The following is a 17,022-nucleotide window of genomic DNA, read 5'->3' as shown; positions in this document are numbered from 1 at the left end:
GCCGCGGCGGGGGGGGGGGGGGGCGCCGCGGGGGGCCCCCCGGCCCCCCCGCCCCGCCCCCCCCCCCCCCCGGCCCCCCGCCGCCCGCCCCCCCCCCCCGGGGGGGGGGGGGGGCCCCCCGGCGCCGGGGGCTAGGCGGTCTCCCGGTACGCCGCCGCCTCCTCCAGGTCCAGCCTGCGCAGCAGTGTCCGGAGCATCTCGTCGTCGATGTAGCGGCCGTTGCGCAGCTTCACGAACACCTCGCGCTCGGCGCTGATCATCTCCCGGGACAGCCGCCGGTAGGTGTCGTCGACGCTCTCGCCGGTGACCGGGTTGACCTGCCCGAGCCGCTCCCAGACGGCGTTGCGGCGGCGTTCCAGGACCGCGCGCAGGCGGTCGGCGAGCGGGCCCGGAAGGGTGTTGCGCTCGTCGGCGAGGAGTTCGTCCAGGCGCCGCTCGGCGGCCCGGGAGGCCTGCGCCTGGGCGTTGGCCTCCGCGAGCGTCTCGGCCTGGGCGTCCCGGCCGGGGAACTTCAGCAGCCGGATCAGCGGGGGCAGCGTCAGGCCCTGCACGACCAGCGTCCCGATGACCGTCGTGAAGGTCAGGAAGAGGATGAGGTTGCGGTGCGGGAAGGGCTCGTCGCCGTGCGTGGTGAGCGGGATGGAGAAGGCGATGGCCAGCGACACGACGCCCCTCATCCCGGCCCAGCCGATCGTGCCCGCCGCCTTCCCCGGGGAGATCTCCCCCTGCGCGTGGCCGCGGGACGACAGGGCGCGGGGCAGGAGGGCGGCCGGGAACACCCACACGAACCGGGCCGCGACCACCACCAGGAAGACGGCGAGCGCGTACCGGGCGGCGTCGGCGCCCTCGTACTCCCCGAGCCCTCTCAGGACCACCGGCAGTTGCAGTCCGATGAGCGCGAACACCGCCGACTCCAGGACGAAGGCGACCATCTTCCACACCGCCCCCTCCTGGAGGCGGGTCGCGAAATCGACCTCCCACGCGCGGTGGCCGAGGTGCAGGGCGACGACGACCACCGCCAGCACTCCGGAGGCGTGCACCTGCTCGGCCGCCGCGTACGCCACGAACGGGATCAGCAGGGAGAGCGTGTTCTGCAGCATCGCCTCCCTGAGGTGGGTGCGCAGCCAGTGGATCGGCACCATCAGCACCAGTCCGACGCCGATGCCGCCGACCGCCGCGACCAGGAACTCGGCTATCCCGCCGGCCCAGGTGGCGCCCTCGCCGACCGCCGCCGCGAGCGCCACCTTGTAGGCGGTGATCGCGGTGGCGTCGTTCAGCAGGGACTCGCCCTGCAGGATCGTGGTGATCCGGGACGGCAGCCCCACCCGGCGCGCGACCGCCGTGGCCGCGACCGCGTCCGGCGGTGCCACCACGGCGCCGAACACCAGCGCCGCGGTCAGCGGCAGGCCCGGCACGAGCAGATACGTGGCCCAGCCGACGACGAAGGTCGCGAAGAGCACGTATCCCACCGACAGCAGCGCCACGGGCCGGACCTGGGCGCGCAGGTCGAGGTAGGAGCTGTCGCCGGCCGCCGTGTACAGCAGCGGCGGCAGCAGGAGCGGCAGGACGACGTGCGGGTCGAGGGTGTAGTCGGGCACCCCCGGGACATAACTGACCGCCAGCCCCGCCGCGACCAGCAGCAGCGGCGCGGGCACCGGGGTGCGCCGGGCCGCCCCGGCGACCGCGGCGCTGCCCGCCACCAGCAACAGCAGTGGCATCACGTCCATCGTTCCCGCCCGCCTTTTTCTCCGCGCGGCTTTCCGCGCGCCCGTCGTAACCTGGCCATCATGAAACAGTGCACGCACGCCGACGCGCTGCCGCACCCGGAGCCCGAGCCGCTGAGCGGGACCTGCCCGGAGTGTCTGGCCGACGGCACGGAACCGGTGCAGCTGCGGTTGTGCCTCACCTGCGGTCACGTCGGCTGCTGCGACTCCTCGCCCGGACGGCACGCGACCGTGCACCACAAGGAGTCCGGCCACCCGGTGATGAGGACCTTCGAGCCCGGTGAGGACTGGCGCTGGTGCTTCGTCGACCACGTACTGGTGTGACCCGGGTGCCGGACGGTTCGACCGTCTGACGTCTGGGTACGTCAATCCGGCGCGCGCTCTTCCCATTTGGGCCCGGCCGCCCTCTAGCCACTGTGCGTATAACAGTGTTTACTATGAGTGACAGCACGGGGCTGGGGTCCCGGGGACAGGAATGTTCGGAGCGCGATAGCGTCACCGCTGAACCACGTATCGCGTTACCCCCCGAGGGACGTCCCTCGGCCCTATAACGCTTGTACCACCTTGGAGGTGAGGGTGTCCCAGATCGCAGGCGAGCCCGCGACCCAGGACTTCGTGGAAGTCCGGCTGCCGGCTGCGGGTGCCTACCTGTCGGTGCTGCGTACGGCGACGGCCGGCCTCGCGGCCCGTTTGGACTTCACCCTCGACGAGATCGAGGACCTGCGCATCGCGGTGGACGAGGCCTGCGCGATCCTGCTCCAGCAGGCCGTGCCCGGCTCGGTGCTCAGCTGCGTCTTCCGGCTCGTCGACGACTCGCTGGAGGTCACCGTCTCGGCGCCGACGACGGACGGCCACGCCCCCTCGCGGGACACCTTCGCCTGGACCGTCCTGTCGGCCCTCGCGGGCAAGGTCTCCTCCGCCGTGGACGAGGACAAAACCGTTTCGATCAGCCTTTACAAACAGCGCGGCGCGGGACCCGGGCCGGCGTGAGGAACGGGGACGGGCCGGTGCGGGACGAAGAGCGCGGCACACGGGAGCTGCCGGCCGAGGCGGGGGGTTCCCCTGCCTCGGGCGCAGCGGAGAGCCTGCCGGAGAGCGGTCCGAGCGGATCCCGGCGCATGGCGGACGGCATCGACGGCATCCCCGAGCAGGCCAGGCCGCACCCGGAGGACGCCCCCGCGGGGGCCGGTCCCGCGGGTGACGGGCAGCGGGGCCGGGGCGGCGCCGGGCAGAGCGCGCCTCGGGACGGGCGGACGGAGGTCTCCCCTGCCCCTGGGGGTTCTCCCACGCGTGCACGGACGGGAGCGGGGGAGGAGGCGAGGGCTCGGGGAAGGGCGACGGGCGGGACGATGAGCGAGCACGAGCGGCACTCCGAGGACGGCGCGCGAAGCGTGCAGGGCACCCGGCACGACCCGCAGGACCGCAGCGGGGCGCGCGCCATGTTCGCCGAGCTGCGCGGACTGGAGGAGGGCAGTCCGCAGTACGCGGAGCTGCGCAACCAGCTGGTCCGCATGCACCTGCCGCTCGTCGAGCACCTCGCACGCCGCTTCCGCAACCGCGGGGAGCCGCTGGACGACCTCACCCAGGTCGCCACCATCGGATTGATCAAGTCGGTCGACCGCTTCGACCCCGCCCGGGGGGTGGAGTTCTCGACGTACGCGACCCCGACCGTCGTCGGCGAGATCAAACGGCACTTCCGGGACAAGGGCTGGGCGGTGCGGGTGCCGCGCCGGCTGCAGGAGCTGCGCCTCGCCCTGACGACGGCCACGGCGGAACTCTCCCAGCTGCACGGCCGCTCGCCCACGGTCCACGAACTCGCCGAGAAGCTGTCGATCTCGGAGGAGGAGGTCCTGGAGGGCCTGGAGTCCGCCAACGCGTACTCCACGCTGTCCCTGGACGTCCCCGACACCGACGACGAGTCCCCGGCGGTCGCGGACACCCTGGGCGCCGAGGACGAGGCGCTGGAGGGCGTGGAGTACCGCGAGTCGCTCAAGCCTCTGCTGGAGGACCTGCCGCCGCGCGAGAAGCGGATCCTGCTGCTGCGCTTCTTCGGCAACATGACCCAGTCGCAGATCGCGCAGGAGGTCGGCATCTCCCAGATGCACGTCTCCCGGCTGCTGGCGCGCACGCTGGCACAGCTGCGGGAGAAGCTCCTGGTGGAGGAGTAGCGGCTTCCCCGGCAGCGGTTCCCGCGGACCCCGCTGTCCCGATGGCGGCTCCCCCGGGCGTCGCTCGCTCGGCAGCGGTCGTCCCGGCCGTGGTCGCCGCCGCGGCGATCACTTCCGCTCGTTGCCGGGTCCCCGGATCCCGAGGGCCCGGGTCGTCCCGGGGTTCAGCAGCAGGACGAGCGCCGTGACGGCCACGACGGCGAGAGCGATGCCGACCGGGATCGCCACGCTGTCGGCCTGCAGCAGGTTGTAGGCCACCGGCAGCGCCATGATCTGCGTGATGACGGCGGGTCCCCGGCTCCAGCCGCGCCGGCCGAGCAGCCCGCGGGCGGCGAGCAACGGCAGCAGCGCGAGGACGATCAGCGTGATACCACCGGTGACGGCCGAGGTCCGGTCGTCCGGGTGCCCGGTGAAACCGAGAACGAGCATCCAGGCGCCCCCGGCCACCAGCGCGAGCCCTTCCAGCGCGGCCAGCGCGGCAGCGGCGGTCAGCCGGCCGGGACGGGGGCCCGCCTCGGTGGCGGCTTCAGGAGTGGGGTTCTGCGCAGAGCTCACTCCTGAAGGGTAGCCCGGGGCCCGCGGGCCCCGTGTCGAGGCTCACGCGGCGATCCCCTGCCCGATCCCCGACTCGCCCTGTGCCCGGTACCGCCCGGTAGGTACTCTGCAACCCATGCGTGCACTTCTCGTGGTCAATCCGGCGGCAACCACCACAAGTGCGCGCACGCGCGACGTGCTGATCCACGCGCTCGCCAGCGAGATGAAGCTGGAGGCGGTCACCACCGAGTACCGCGGCCACGCGCGCGACCTCGGCCGGCAGGCGGCGGAGAGCGACGACATCGACCTGGTGGTGGCCCTCGGCGGCGACGGCACGGTCAACGAGGTCGTCAACGGCCTCCTGCACGCCGGCCCCGACCCGGAGCACCTGCCCGGTCTGGCCGTGGTCCCCGGCGGCTCCACCAACGTCTTCGCCCGCGCCCTCGGCCTGCCCAACGACGCCGTGGAGGCCACCGGCGCCCTGCTGGACGCGCTGCGCGAGGGCGGCGAGCGGACGGTCGGGCTGGGACTCGCCTCGGGCACACCGGGCTCGGAGGACGAGGCGGTCCCGGCACGCTGGTTCACCTTCAACGCGGGGCTCGGGTTCGACGCCGGCGTGGTGGGCCGGGTGGAACAGCACCGCGAGCGCGGCAGGAAATCCACACACGCCCTCTACGTACGCCAGGTCGTGCGTCAGCTCCTCGGCGAGCCCCACCGCCGCAACGGCACGATCACGCTGGAGCGGCCCGGCGAGGAGCCGGTCCCGAATCTGGTCCTGTCCATAGTCTCGAACACGTCCCCGTGGACGTTCCTGGGCAATCGCCCGATGTACGCCTCACCCAGGGCGTCGTTCGACACCGGGCTCGACCTGTTCGGGCTCAGCCGCCTGTCCACGGCCGCGGTTGCCCGGTATGGCACCCAGTTGCTCACTTCGTCCCCCGAGCGCGGACCCCGCGGCAAGCACGCCGTCTCTCTCCACGATCTGACCGAGTTCACCTTGCATTCGAAGGTTCCGCTCCCCCTTCAGATGGACGGCGACCACCTGGGACTGCGTACGAGCGTGACGTTCACAGGCGTACGCCGTGCACTGCGTGTGATTGTGTGAGCAGAAGGGGCTAAAGTCCTTTCACTCGAACGTTTAGGCCAGGATCCACCCCATGGAAGTACGGCTGTGACCTAGTCGACACCAAAGAATCAAAAAAAACTTTCCGGAAGGGGTTGTATCCGTCGCTGAGGTTTGCGAGTCTCTACGTGGCGATCGGGACGGCCCGCAGCACCGGCCTCCACAGATCGCCAGAACCCCTCTTCAAACCACAGGACCACGCCAGGGCAACCTGACGGTCGGCCCTTCACTTGTTGAGGGATTCGTGAAAGCGTTCACATTCACAAGCAACCTGCACGTAATATCCAAGGAGAGGTAGCAGCCATGGACTGGCGTCACAACGCCGTTTGCCGCGAGGAAGACCCCGAGCTCTTCTTCCCCATCGGCAACACCGGTCCTGCGCTGCTGCAGATCGAGGAAGCCAAGGCCGTCTGCCGTCGCTGCCCGGTTATCGAGCAGTGCCTGCAGTGGGCGCTTGAGTCCGGTCAGGACTCCGGCGTCTGGGGTGGTCTCAGCGAGGACGAGCGCCGCGCGATGAAGCGCCGCGCCGCTCGCAACCGGGCGCGTCAGGCCTCCGCCTGATCCACCCGCCCCGCTACAGCCTGAGCTTGGCGGCGCGTACAGCGAGTACGCATCTCCCGCCCCCGAGCCGCAGCGCGCAGTTCCCCCGATGCTCCCCCGAGCTCTCGGCTTCGCTCGAGTCGGGGGGACCCCATCGCGATTTGCAGAACAGCAGCGAGCACTGGCCTCGGACCGCATGGTCCGAGGCTTTTTGCTGTCCGGGCGGGCCCCCTCCCGGAGGGCCCGGTGGCCTGGCTTACTTCTGCGCCTGGACCGGGATGTCCAGGATCACCCTGGTTCCCCGCCGCGGAGCCGGGATCATGTCGAAGGTGCCGCCCAACTCGCCCTCCACCAGGGTCCGTACGATCTGCAGGCCGAGGTTGCCCGAGGTGTGCGGGTCGAAACCCTCGGGCAGGCCGACGCCGTCGTCCTGGACGGTGACCAGGAGGCGGGCCTCCTTGGTCGTGCCGCCGCGGACCGCGGAGACCTCGACCGTGCCGGTGTCGCCCTCGCGGAAGCCGTGCTCCAGGGCGTTCTGGAGGATCTCGGTCAGCACCATCGACAGCGGCGTGGCGACCTCGGCGTCCAGGATGCCGAAGCGGCCGGTGCGCCGGCCGGTGACCTTGCCCGGCGAGATCTCGGCGACCATGGCCAGCACGCGGTCGGCGATCTCGTCGAACTCCACCCGCTCGTCCAGGTTCTGAGAGAGCGTCTCGTGCACGATGGCGATCGAGCCGACCCGGCGTACGGCCTCCTCGAGGGCCTCACGGCCGCGCTCGGATTCGATGCGCCGGGCCTGGAGCCTGAGCAGGGCCGCCACCGTCTGCAGGTTGTTCTTCACCCGGTGGTGGATCTCCCGGATGGTGGCGTCCTTGGTGATCAACTCGCGCTCGCGGCGCCGCAGTTCGGTGACGTCCCGGAGCAGGACCAGTGAACCGATGCGCGTGCCCTTGGGCTTGAGGGGGATCGCGCGGAACTGGATCACCCCGTCGCGGGCCTCGATCTCGAACTCGCGCGGCGCCCAGCCGCTGGCGACCTTGGCGAGCGCCTCGTCCACCGGGCCTCGGGAGGGGGCGAGTTCGGCGGTGGTCCGGCCCAGGTGATGGCCGACCAGGTCGGCGGCCAGGCCCATCCGGTGGTAGGCCGAAAGGGCGTTCGGGGAGGCGTACTGGACGATGCCGTCCGCGTCGAGCCGGATCAGTCCGTCGCCGACGCGTGGCGCGGCGTCCATGTCCTTCTGCTGGTTCGCGAACGGGAAGGCGCCGGCCGCGATCATCTGGGCGAGGTCCGAGGCGCTCTGCAGATAGGTGAGCTCCAGGCGGCTCGGAGTGCGCACGGTGAGCAGGTTGGTGTTGCGCGCGATGACACCGAGGACGCGTCCCTCACGTCGTACGGGGATCGACTCGACCCGGACCGGGACCTCCTCGCGCCACTCCGGGTCGCCCTCGCGCACGATCCGGCCCTCGTCGAGGGCGGCGTCCAGCATGGGGCGGCGGCCGCGCGGAACGAGGTGGCCGACCATGTCGTCCTGGTACGAGGTCGGGCCGGTGTTGGGCCGCATCTGGGCCACCGAGACGTACCGGGTGCCGTCGCGGGTGGGGACCCACAGGACGAGGTCGGCGAAGGAGAGGTCGGAGAGCAGCTGCCACTCCGAGACCAGCAGGTGGAGCCACTCCAGATCGGAGTCGTCCAGAGCGGTGTGCTGGCGTACGAGTTCGTTCATGGAGGGCACGTGAGTGAGCGTACCTGGCGGTTCGGACATCGTTCGAAACCAGCCACTTCCGAGGGTCCGCCGCTCACCGCTCCGGCTCCGGACACACCCGCGGGCCGCGGCGCCTGGGAGGGACCCTCAACCCTCCCGGCACCGCAGCCCGGAGCAATATCGGCCGTGGGGTGTGCGGTCCCGGTCGGCCGAAGGGCGAGGAGCCGGGGCAGTCAGGGCAGAGAGCTCCGGTTCCTCGGTCCGCCCTCCTGTGCGGGGAAGGCGGAAGCCTGACGTTCACCTTGCACGAGGTGCTGCAGAGCCATTGTGGACTAGACCACTATCCCTGTCCATGCGTCGGCCGGTGTTTGCCGCGGTCGCTTTCCGCCGACTGCCGGAGGTCCGAGCACCCAGCAGAAGGGTAACCCTGCCGGGTCACGAGCGGGGCCAGACGGACATGGCGATTTCCGCGAGCGCCTCCAGTTCCTCGCGGCTCGCGCCGTCGCGCGCCTGCTGGGACATCCCCTGGATCATCGCGCCGGCGTGCCGGGCGAGGGCGGCGGCGTCGGTGTCCGAAGGCAGCAGGCCGGCGGCGACGTCCGCCTCGATGCGGCGCTCGAAGGCGGCGATGTTGGCCCTGCGCCGCTCCCGCAGGAACTCCTCGACCTCCGGCGTCGAGCAGTTGGCGGCCCCGTGAATGACGAGGCAGCCGTGCGGGCGGCCGGGGACCGTGTACTCGACGGCGGCCTCCCGCAGCATGCGCTCTACGGCGGCACGGGCGGTGGGCTCCTCGGCGAGGGCGCGGTCGCCGAAGGAGCCGTACTTCGCGCCGTACACCTGCACGACCTCCTCGAAGAGCGAGCGCTTGTCGCCGAAGGCCGCGTAGAGACTGGGGGCGCCGATGTCCATGACGCGGGTGAGGTCGGAGACGGAGGTCGCCTCGTAGCCGCGCTCCCAGAAGGCCATCAGCGCCTTCTCCAGGGCGGTGGCGCGATCGAAGGAACGGGGGCGGCCGCGGCGTTTCGAGGCGGGGCGGGACTTCTCGCCGGCTGCCGGGTCGCCGCTCCCGGCGGCCGCCGCCTTCCCGCGTGCCGGGGCGTCCGGGGTTCCCTCCGGGCGGGTCCGCGGCTTCCGGTCCTCCTCGCCGTCGGCCGCGACCGGCTTCCTTCCCCGCGCGGTGTCCGGCTTCGTGCCGGCGCCCGGCCCGGAGCCGGTCTCCGGCCGCGCCTTCGCCGCGGGTCGCGGCTCGGTCTCCTCGCTGGTCACCATGGGGTGCATTCTATAGCGGGCACTAGAGAAGTGTCGGCGGAGTGCTGTACGGTCTTTTCTGTAGCGACCGCTATGGAATTTCGAAAGGGGCGTCGGCATGGGCGTGCTCGCAGGCAGGACGGCTCTCGTCACGGGAGCGAGCAGGGGCATCGGGCGAGGCATCGCCGAGCGGTTGGGGCGCGACGGCGCGCGGGTCGCCGTGCACTACGGAAGGAACGAGGCGGCGGCGAAGGAGACGGTCGCCGCGATCGAGGCGGCGGGCGGCTCGGCGTTCGCCATCGGCGTGGAACTGGGCCTGCCCGGGGATGCCGAGACGCTGTGGGAGGAGTTCGACCGGCACGCCGACGGACTGGACATCCTGGTGAACAACGCCGGCATCGGCAGCGCACGGCCGATCGCGGAGCTGGACGAGCGGGAGTACGACCGAGTCTTCGCGGTGAATGTGAAGGCACCGTTCTTCATCCTCAAGCACGGCATGGAGCGGCTGCGGGACGGCGGCCGGGTCGTGAACATCTCGTCGGGGCTCGCCCGGACCGCCGTGATGCCGGACAACATGGCGTACGCGATGACGAAGGGCGCGTTGGACGTCCTCTCGCGCGACCTGTCCAAGATATTGGGCCCTCGGGGCATCACGGTGAACTCGGTGGCCCCCGGTTTCATCGACACCGACAACACGGCACCGCTGCTGCGCGGCACTCCGGACGGCTGGGCCAGGGCCGCGGCCCATTCGGCATTGGGCAAGGTCGGCTCCCCCGCCGAGGTCGCCGACGTGGTGGCGTTCCTGGCCTCGGACGACGGCCGGTGGGTCACGGGGAGCTGGGTGGACGCGACAGGGGGTTCGCTGACCTGAGCCGGCCGGCGCACGGCGGCGGAACACCGGCGACACGGCCCCGTGGAGCACCCGGCCCGCCGTTCCGCCGCCGTGCCGCGGGGCGGTCTTTCGCGGCGCGCCGGAGCAACCCGGTTCTGTTAGATTGGTCTAAACCACATAGGCCCCTGCGCGGGTCCCGGTTGAGTCCAGTTGAGTCCCCATCCAGATCGGCAGGCCCAGCGTGGAAGTTGTCATCGTTCCGGACGCCAAGACCGGTGGCGAGCTCATAGCCGAGGCCATGGCGCAGCTGCTCCGGCGCAAGCCCGACGCCCTGCTCGGCGTGGCCACCGGTTCCACGCCGCTCCCCGTCTACGAGGCGCTGACGGCCAAGGTGCGGGCGGGTGCCGTGGATGTCTCCCGGGCGCGGATCGCCCAGCTCGACGAGTACGTGGGGCTGCCCGCGGAACACCCGGAGTCGTACCGCTCGGTGCTCCGGCGTGAAGTGCTGGAGCCGCTCGGGATCGGGATGGACGCCTTCATGGGCCCCGACGGCACGGCCGAGGACGTGCAAGGGGCGTGCGAGGCGTACGACAGGGCGCTGGCCGAGGCCGGTGGCGTGGATCTGCAGCTGCTCGGGATAGGGACCGACGGGCACATAGGGTTCAACGAGCCCTGCTCCTCGCTGGCCTCGCGGACCCGGATCAAGACGCTGACCGAGCAGACCCGGATCGACAACGCGCGCTTCTTCGACGGGGACATCGAGCAGGTGCCGCACCACGTGATCACACAGGGCATCGGCACGATCCTGGAGGCGCGGCACCTGGTGCTGCTGGCCACCGGGGAGGGAAAGGCGGACGCGGTCGCCGCGTCCGTGGAGGGGCCGGTCGCGGCGGTGTGTCCCGCCTCCGCGCTCCAGCTCCACCCGCACGCCACCGTCGTCGTCGACGAGGCCGCCGCGTCCAAGCTGAAGCTCGCCGGCTACTTCCGGCACGCGTACGCCAACAAGCCGGACTGGCAGGGGATCTGAGAACCTGCCGCGGGAAGGCGCCGACGGGTGTGCGGCGGCCCGTGCCGGGCCGCCGCCTCGAAGCCGCGAGGTCTTCGGTAGCGCGGGACCCTCGGACCCGCGGGCACGTCACAGAGCAGGTGCTTCGTCCTCGGCCGGCTCGTCCTGGGCGGTCAGACCGGCTATCCACAATGGCATCAGCCAGTGGGCCGCGAGGATGGTGATGAGCGCGGGCACGGCGTAGATCCTTGGTGCGTCGCCGTCCATCGAACCCGCGATCAGCAAGCCGACCGCGGCTGCGGCCAGGAGCACGGTCATCGCCCGGTGCGCACGGGCCCGGACCCGGGTGCGATCGGCCGACTGACGCTCGTCCAGAGCACGCTCGCGCAGTTCCAGCAGGCCGCGAGTGGCCCCGTTGATCACTCCTGTCGCGAACATCCAGGGCAGCAGGAGTGCCCCCGTCGCGACGACGGCCCACATCGCCTCCCCCTCCGCAAGGCAGAAGTGGGTCATCAGCCCTCCGATGACCACGGTGAGCGCGACGTGCGCGGCCACGGCCAGGCGTCGGCGCCCGGCCGTGGCGTACAGCGGCCGGCCCCTGGGATCGTTCATCAGCCGCAGCATGCTGCGGTCGTAACGGGTCATTCGCGTCGCCGTCATGGCTGTTTCCTCCCGTAGACCTCATCCGTGAGCGGCCGGAACGGTTCGAGGGAGAACAGAGCCTCCACCGGCAGTCCGAAGAACTTCGCGATCCTCAGAGCCAGGTCGAGGCTCGGGTTGTACTGCCCCCGCTCGATGTAGCCGATGGTCTGATAGTGCGCCCCCACGGCCTCGGCCAGGCTCTGACGCGACACCTTCCGCTCGGCCCGCACCACCGCCAGCCTGTTGTGCACCTGCTCGCTCATGTATAAGAAGTACTACATCCGAGAAGTGGTGACAACTGTTCACGACGGGAAGTCTCGTGTCCGGATCCGGCGACGCGCCGGCATTCCTACGCCTCCGGTGCCCCCGCGATGACCTCCGCCGCCGCGCGGCCGCAGACGCGGGCCGCGCCGTGGGTGGCGATGTGCAGGGCGCCGCGGGGAGCGGCCTGGGGGACGCCCATCTCGACCACGATCGTGTCGGGGCGTGCCGTGAGCAGGGTGTCGAGAGCCGACGCCATCCAGGGATGCCGGTGCTCGTCGCGGACGACGGCCACGACGCGGCGGCGGCCGGCCGCCTCCAGAACGGCGTGCCCGGCGTCCGGACCGGCGAAGCTTCCCGTGCGCGTGCCGGGAAGCAGCCGGAGGAGTTCGGCGGCCACGCCCCAGGGCGTCTCGTCGCCGACGGCGATGTTCGCGGCGGGGGTGAAGGCGGCGACGTACGGGGCTTCGGTGAGGGGGGTGAAGGAATCGCCGGTGCGCTTCAGGGCGCGGCGGGCGGCACGCAGCCCCACCTCGTCGTCGGCGGTGGCCGCCGGGCCGGGCCGGGCCGTGGTCGCCGCCCACCGCGCCAGCCTGCGTACGCGTTCCGCCGCGTCCGCCAGGCGTTCCTCGGGCAGTTCGCCGGAGCGGACCGCTGCGACCAGGGCGTCGCGCAGGCGCCGTACCGTCTCGTCGTCCGCCAGGCCGCCGCCCACGCAGATCGCGTCGGCGCCGGCGGCGATGGCGAGGACGCTGCCGCGTTCGATGCCGTAGGTGCCCGCGACGGCCTGCATCTCCATGCCGTCGGTGACGATCAGGCCGTCGTAGCCCAGTTCGCCGCGGAGCAGGTCGGTCAGCACTCCGCGCGACAGGGTCGCCGGGCGGTCCGGGTCCAGGGCGGGGACGAGGATGTGCGCGCTCATCACGGCCCGGGTGCCGGCGGCGATCGCGGCGCGGAACGGGGCCAGTTCGCGTTCCGCCAGCAGCGGGGCCGCGGCGTCGATGCGCGGCAGGGCGAGGTGGGAGTCGACGGCCGTGTCGCCGTGGCCGGGGAAGTGCTTGGTGCAGGCGATGACGCCGGCGGACTGCAGGCCGGTGACGTAGGCGGCGGTGTGCCGGGCGACGAGGTCGGGATCGGCGCCGAAGGACCGCACGCCGATCACCGGGTTCTCGGGGTCGGAGTTCACGTCGGCGGACGGGGCCCAGTTGAAGTTGACCCCGCAGGCGGCCAGTCGGCTGCCGAGTTCGCGGGCCACCTCCCTGGTCAGCTCGACGTCGTCCACGGCGCCCAGCGCGTGGTTGCCGGGGAAGGAGGAACCGGTCCGCACCTCCAGGCGCGTGACGTCGCCGCCCTCCTCGTCGATGGCGACCAGCACGTCCTCGCGCTCGGCGCGCAACCGGGCGGTGAGGGCGGCGAGCTGGTCCGGCGAGGCGATGTTGCGGCCGAACAGGCCGACGGAGGCCAGGCCCTCGCCGAGCCGGCGCAGCAGCCAGTCGGGGGCGGTGGTGCCGGTGAAGCCGGGCTGGAGGACGGTAAGGGCGTCCCGGGCCAGGTCGTCCCTGGACGCGGTGGTGCCGCTGGCGAGTGTCGTCATCGGTGGCGTTATCCCTTCACCGCGCCCGCGGTCAGGCCCGCGGCCATCTTGCGCTGGACGAGGAGGAACAGGACGACGATCGGCACGGCCATCATGGTGGCGCCGGCCATCATCGGGGCGTATTCGGTGCCGTGCTTGGTGGTGAAGTTGCCGAGCCAGACGGTCGCGGTCTGGTTCTTCTGGCTGAGCAGCATCAGGGCGTACAGGTACTCGTTCCAGGCCTGGATGAAGCCGTAGACCGAGGTGGCGACCATGCCCGGGGCCAGCAGCGGGAAGACCACGCGCAGGAAGGCGCCGGTGCGGGAGCAGCCGTCGACCATCGCGGCCTCCTCCAGCTCCTTGGGGATGTTGACGATGAAGCCGCGCAGCGTCCACACCGTGAACGGGAGGATGAAGGTCAGGTACGTGACGATCAGGCCGGTGAGACGGTCGTACTGGCCGAGGTCGTTCAGCAGCAGGAAGACCGGAATGATCATGGCGACGAGCGGGACCATCTGCACCGCCAGGATGCCCACGATCACGATCTTGCGGCCGCGGAAGGCGAACCGGGAGATGGCCAGGGCCGCCAGCATGCCGACGACCATGCCGATCACCACCACCGCCAGCGACACGACCAGGCTGCGGCCCACCGGCCCCCAGAAGTCGGCGATGTCCAGCGCCCGGCCGAAGTTGGACAGCGTCAGCCCCGTGGGGAGCAGGCTCGGGTCCGGGTCGATGGCGTCCTTGGCGGGCTTGAACGCCGTGTTGAGCATCCAGTAGAGCGGGAAGCCCGCGGTGACGAGGACCAGGAGGCCGAGGAGGTTCCAGCCGAGCCGGGACCTTCCCTGGCGGCGGCCCCGGGCGGCGGGGGCGCTCACGCCGCTGACGCCGCCCGCACTGTTCACACCGCTCACGCCGCTCATTCGACGTCTCCGATCTTCAGCATCTGGCGCATGTAGACGGCCACCACACCGAGCAGCAGCAGCACGGTCAGCAGCGCGATCGCCGAGCCCTGCGCGTAGTCGTTGACCACGAACGCCCGGTCGTAGGAGTAGGTGTTGAGGACCTGGAACTCGGCCTCCGGATGGCCGTTGCGCATGACGAAGACCTGCGGGAAGACGCCCATGTCCCAGATCACCGACAGGGTCGTGAGCATCACGATGATCGGCTTGAGGATCGGCAGGGTGACGTAGCGGAAGACGCCCCAGGAGCCGGCGCCGTCCAGGCGGGCCGCCTCCTCCAGTTCCCTGGGCACCTGGGTCAGGCCCGCGCTGAGCGTGATGACCACGAAGGGCACCGCGCCCCACACCACGAGGAGCATGATCACGGCCAGGCCCTGCGGCCCGCTCGCGAACCAGTTGTGGCCGGTCATCTCGACCCCGGGCAGCCTGCTCAGCAGCGCGTTGAGGACGCCGTAGTCGGAGTCGAAGAGCCATTTGAAGACGGTGGTGGCCACGATCACGGGCATGCCCCAGCCGGCCACCAGCACGATGTTGATCAGTATCCGCAGCCAGCCGGAGACCCGCTGCAGCAGCAGCGCGATCGCCATGCCGGCGACCATGGTGAAGACGACCGCCCCGCCCGCGAAGACGATCGTGCGCAGGACGACGGCCCAGAACTGCCCGTCCCCCAGCACCTCGGCGAAGTTGTCGAAACCGGCCCACTCGGCCGGTTGGAAGCCCCACAGCTGGGACTGGCCGAAGGTCTGGAAGGAGAGGGTGACCAGGCGGACCAGCGGATAGCCCATGACCAGCACGAGGGTCAGCAGACAGGGCGCGAGCAGCAGCCAGGGAACCGCGGCCCCGCTCGGCGTGCGCCGTCCCCGTGGTCCCAGCGGTCTCACGGAGGCGGGTGGCGGCGGCGCCTGCCGCGGCGGCGGCACCTTGGCAGGGGTGGTGGTGTCTGCGGCACTCATCGCGCGCTCCTCAGCGGTCCCTCGGGTCGTACGAGAAAGCAGGTCGCACAGGTCGTACGAGAAAGCAGGACGTACGAGCAGCAGGGCCCGTCCGTGCGCGACGGGCCCCGCTCGCCGGTCACTTGGTGTTGATGACCTTGTCGATCGCGGCGTCCGCTTCCTTCGCGGCGGCCTCGACCGACTTCTTGCCGGTGCCGATGGCCTGCAGCATGGTCTGCAGGACCTGGGCCTTCTCGACCTGGCCCCAGCCGGGGGCCGTCGGGACGAACCAGCTGGACTCGGCCGCGGTGGCCGGGACCGCCGTCTTCGGGTCGCTCTTCAGCGTCGCGAGGTCGGTCTTGTTGTTGGGCAGGTTGCCCTTGGCCATCAGGCCCTTCTGCCCGGAGGCGCCGGTGAAGGCGTCGATCCACTCGGCGGCGACGGCCTGCGCGTCGGACTTCACCGGGACGGCGAGGTCGGAGCCGCCCAGGAAGACGGGCATGTTCTTGCCGGACGGGCCGGGCATCACGAAGTTCTCGAGGTTGCCCTTGAGCTTGCCGGTCTTGTCGTTCTTCGGGTCCTCGGCGGTCGCGCCCTCCCAGGCCGCGCCGAAGATCATGGCGGACTTGCCCTGCCCGTAGACGAGGTGACGGTCGGACTCGTCCTTGGTCTTGTCGCCGTGCATGTACCTGTCGACGACCTTCTTGAACTCCTTCAGGCCCTTGAGGGACTCGGGCGAGGAGAGGTTGGCCTTCCACCGGCCGCCCTCCTCCTTCGCGATGGAGCCGCCGGCGTCGTAGACGAAGGACATGGCCGCGTACCAGTCGCGGGTGGGCTGGTACCAGGCGCTGAACTTGTCGCCCTCCTTCTTCTGGATCCTGTCGAGGGCGGCGGTCAGCTCCCGGTACGTCTTCGGCGGCGTCTTGATCCCGGCCGAGGCCGCCACGTCCTTGCGCCAGTTGGCGACCCGGCCGCCGGCGTAGTAGGGGACGCCGTAGGTCTTGCCCTCGTACGTCACCGAGGCCTTGAGGCCGTCCAGCCAGGCGTCCGAGTTCTCGAAGTCGGCCGGGTCGAGGGGGGCGAAGGCGCCCTTGACCATGTAGCCGAGCATCTCGGTGTTGCCCATCTCGACCACGTCGGGGGCCTTGTCGGTGGCGAGGACGGCGTCCAGCTTGGTGTTCTTGTCCGGCCAGCCGTAGTACTCGTGGTCGATCTCGATGCCGGGGTGCTTCTTCCGCACCGCGGCGTCGGCGGCCTCCACCAGTTCCGGCCAGTTGTTCTGGGCGTCGACGGTGAGCCAGACGGTCAGTTCCTTGGCGTCCGCGCCGTTGTCCGTGCCCCCGCTGCCGCCGTCGTTCCCGCACGCCGCGATGGAGACCACCATGCCCGCGACGCCGATCGCGGATATCAGCTTGCGCTTCACGCCACCCTCCTCAGGGATGCCACAAACCCCCCTGCTCCCCGCGGTGAGCGTTGCCGCGTATACCGCCCGTGGGGCCGGGACTGGACCAATGGTGTAGACCAGTACGGGGGAGCTTGGCTCAGACCAATAGGGCTGTCAAGGGTGCTCCGGCGCGCTCCAGACGTCCGTTACGGGACCGCGATATGCAGGGACCCTTCATTGCGCGGACGGCGGAACGGGCGCCGCGGGCCGCGGCGCGGACACCGGACCAGCGGCCGCCGGCGGCCCGGACGGACCGGGACCGGACACCGGGCCACCGGGCGTCCGGCGGCACGGACGGACCCGGGCCTCGGCGGTGGATCGCCGGGCGCCC

At 71.3% G+C, this 17,022-nt stretch carries 17 protein-coding genes; 7 read left to right on the top strand and 10 right to left on the bottom strand.

Annotated features, from left to right (window positions below):
• Window positions 1-131 precede the first annotated feature (131 nt).
• Window positions 132-1,727 (bottom strand): Na+/H+ antiporter, encoded by a 1,596-nt coding sequence (locus ACIBAI_RS24830; protein WP_399037514.1) that lies wholly within the window; start codon window positions 1,725-1,727, stop codon window positions 132-134.
• Window positions 1,728-1,787: 60 nt separating this feature from the next.
• Between ACIBAI_RS24830 and ACIBAI_RS24825 the strand changes: the two genes are divergently transcribed.
• From ACIBAI_RS24825 to ACIBAI_RS24815, 3 genes are all read left to right on the top strand, one after another.
• Window positions 1,788-2,048: a UBP-type zinc finger domain-containing protein gene (locus tag ACIBAI_RS24825; protein WP_344602793.1), complete on the top strand. Its 261-nt coding sequence runs from the start codon at window positions 1,788-1,790 to the stop codon at window positions 2,046-2,048.
• Window positions 2,049-2,300: 252 nt separating this feature from the next.
• A complete protein-coding gene (locus tag ACIBAI_RS24820) occupies window positions 2,301-2,714 on the top strand; it encodes an anti-sigma regulatory factor (protein ID WP_004925829.1) in 414 nt (137 codons plus the stop codon).
• A 17-nt stretch (window positions 2,715-2,731) separates the two neighbouring features.
• The gene (locus ACIBAI_RS24815) at window positions 2,732-3,892 is read left to right on the top strand and encodes an RNA polymerase sigma factor SigF (protein ID WP_399037512.1); all 1,161 of its coding nucleotides are present in this window, start codon (window positions 2,732-2,734) and stop codon (window positions 3,890-3,892) included.
• 108 nt (window positions 3,893-4,000) lie between these two features.
• On the opposite strand, the gene ACIBAI_RS24810 is transcribed toward ACIBAI_RS24815, so the two are convergent.
• On the bottom strand, window positions 4,001-4,447 hold the full coding sequence (locus ACIBAI_RS24810; protein ID WP_399037510.1) for a hypothetical protein: 447 nt from the start codon (window positions 4,445-4,447) through the stop codon (window positions 4,001-4,003).
• Window positions 4,448-4,562: 115 nt separating this feature from the next.
• Between ACIBAI_RS24810 and ACIBAI_RS24805 the strand changes: the two genes are divergently transcribed.
• Window positions 4,563-5,531: a diacylglycerol/lipid kinase family protein gene (locus tag ACIBAI_RS24805; protein ID WP_399037508.1), complete on the top strand. Its 969-nt coding sequence runs from the start codon at window positions 4,563-4,565 to the stop codon at window positions 5,529-5,531.
• 321 nt (window positions 5,532-5,852) lie between these two features.
• On the top strand, window positions 5,853-6,110 hold the full coding sequence (locus ACIBAI_RS24800) for a WhiB family transcriptional regulator (RefSeq protein ID WP_003992873.1): 258 nt from the start codon (window positions 5,853-5,855) through the stop codon (window positions 6,108-6,110).
• 235 nt (window positions 6,111-6,345) lie between these two features.
• On the opposite strand, the gene ACIBAI_RS24795 is transcribed toward ACIBAI_RS24800, so the two are convergent.
• A complete protein-coding gene (locus ACIBAI_RS24795; protein ID WP_399037506.1) occupies window positions 6,346-7,821 on the bottom strand; it encodes a sensor histidine kinase in 1,476 nt (491 codons plus the stop codon).
• A gap of 405 nt (window positions 7,822-8,226) precedes the next feature.
• Window positions 8,227-8,772: a TetR/AcrR family transcriptional regulator gene (locus tag ACIBAI_RS24790; protein ID WP_399037523.1), complete on the bottom strand. Its 546-nt coding sequence runs from the start codon at window positions 8,770-8,772 to the stop codon at window positions 8,227-8,229.
• 385 nt (window positions 8,773-9,157) lie between these two features.
• Here ACIBAI_RS24790 and ACIBAI_RS24785 point away from each other — a divergent pair, with 385 nt between their 5' ends.
• Window positions 9,158-9,910, top strand: a complete 753-nt coding sequence (locus ACIBAI_RS24785) for an SDR family oxidoreductase (protein WP_399037504.1) — start codon at window positions 9,158-9,160, stop codon at window positions 9,908-9,910.
• Between the two features lie 202 nt (window positions 9,911-10,112).
• Window positions 10,113-10,898 carry a glucosamine-6-phosphate deaminase gene (gene nagB, locus ACIBAI_RS24780; protein ID WP_399037503.1) on the top strand — a complete coding sequence of 262 codons (786 nt, stop codon included), beginning with the start codon at window positions 10,113-10,115 and terminating at the stop codon, window positions 10,896-10,898.
• 108 nt (window positions 10,899-11,006) lie between these two features.
• Here the strand turns inward: nagB and ACIBAI_RS24775 are convergent, their stop codons facing one another.
• The 6 genes from ACIBAI_RS24775 to ACIBAI_RS24750 form a co-directional block, all read right to left on the bottom strand.
• Entirely contained in the window at window positions 11,007-11,537 is a 531-nt protein-coding gene (locus tag ACIBAI_RS24775; RefSeq protein WP_399037501.1) for a hypothetical protein, read from the bottom strand.
• Window positions 11,534-11,782, bottom strand: a complete 249-nt coding sequence (locus ACIBAI_RS24770; protein WP_399037499.1) for a helix-turn-helix transcriptional regulator — start codon at window positions 11,780-11,782, stop codon at window positions 11,534-11,536. The genes ACIBAI_RS24775 and ACIBAI_RS24770 overlap by 4 nt, the downstream gene beginning before the upstream one ends.
• Window positions 11,783-11,868: 86 nt before the next feature.
• A complete protein-coding gene (locus ACIBAI_RS24765; protein ID WP_399037497.1) occupies window positions 11,869-13,374 on the bottom strand; it encodes a glycoside hydrolase family 3 protein in 1,506 nt (501 codons plus the stop codon).
• An 8-nt stretch (window positions 13,375-13,382) separates the two neighbouring features.
• On the bottom strand, window positions 13,383-14,231 hold the full coding sequence (locus tag ACIBAI_RS24760) for a carbohydrate ABC transporter permease (RefSeq protein WP_399037521.1): 849 nt from the start codon (window positions 14,229-14,231) through the stop codon (window positions 13,383-13,385).
• A gap of 41 nt (window positions 14,232-14,272) precedes the next feature.
• Window positions 14,273-15,268, bottom strand: a complete 996-nt coding sequence (locus ACIBAI_RS24755) for a carbohydrate ABC transporter permease (RefSeq protein WP_399037495.1) — start codon at window positions 15,266-15,268, stop codon at window positions 14,273-14,275.
• Between the two features lie 118 nt (window positions 15,269-15,386).
• On the bottom strand, window positions 15,387-16,670 hold the full coding sequence (locus ACIBAI_RS24750; protein ID WP_399037493.1) for an extracellular solute-binding protein: 1,284 nt from the start codon (window positions 16,668-16,670) through the stop codon (window positions 15,387-15,389).
• Window positions 16,671-17,022: the final 352 nt, after the last annotated feature.

This window comes from Streptomyces sp. NPDC051041, assembly GCF_044456065.1.
Lineage (GTDB): Bacteria > Actinomycetota > Actinomycetes > Streptomycetales > Streptomycetaceae > Streptomyces > Streptomyces glaucus.
This window is presented reverse-complemented; position numbering and strand designations above follow the sequence as displayed.

Excerpts from the sequence above, each read along its gene's own strand:
- ACIBAI_RS24830 (WP_399037514.1), bottom strand. The coding sequence starts at position 1,727 with ATGGACGTGATGCCACTGCTGTTGCTGGTGGCGGGCAGCGCCGCGGTC.
- ACIBAI_RS24825 (WP_344602793.1), top strand. The coding sequence starts at position 1,788 with ATGAAACAGTGCACGCACGCCGACGCGCTGCCGCACCCGGAGCCCGAG.
- ACIBAI_RS24805 (WP_399037508.1), top strand. The coding sequence starts at position 4,563 with ATGCGTGCACTTCTCGTGGTCAATCCGGCGGCAACCACCACAAGTGCG.
- ACIBAI_RS24800 (WP_003992873.1), top strand. The coding sequence starts at position 5,853 with ATGGACTGGCGTCACAACGCCGTTTGCCGCGAGGAAGACCCCGAGCTC.
- ACIBAI_RS24785 (WP_399037504.1), top strand. The coding sequence starts at position 9,158 with ATGGGCGTGCTCGCAGGCAGGACGGCTCTCGTCACGGGAGCGAGCAGG.
- ACIBAI_RS24775 (WP_399037501.1), bottom strand. The coding sequence starts at position 11,537 with ATGACGGCGACGCGAATGACCCGTTACGACCGCAGCATGCTGCGGCTG.
- ACIBAI_RS24770 (WP_399037499.1), bottom strand. The coding sequence starts at position 11,782 with ATGAGCGAGCAGGTGCACAACAGGCTGGCGGTGGTGCGGGCCGAGCGG.
- ACIBAI_RS24765 (WP_399037497.1), bottom strand. The coding sequence starts at position 13,374 with ATGACGACACTCGCCAGCGGCACCACCGCGTCCAGGGACGACCTGGCC.
- ACIBAI_RS24755 (WP_399037495.1), bottom strand. The coding sequence starts at position 15,268 with ATGAGTGCCGCAGACACCACCACCCCTGCCAAGGTGCCGCCGCCGCGG.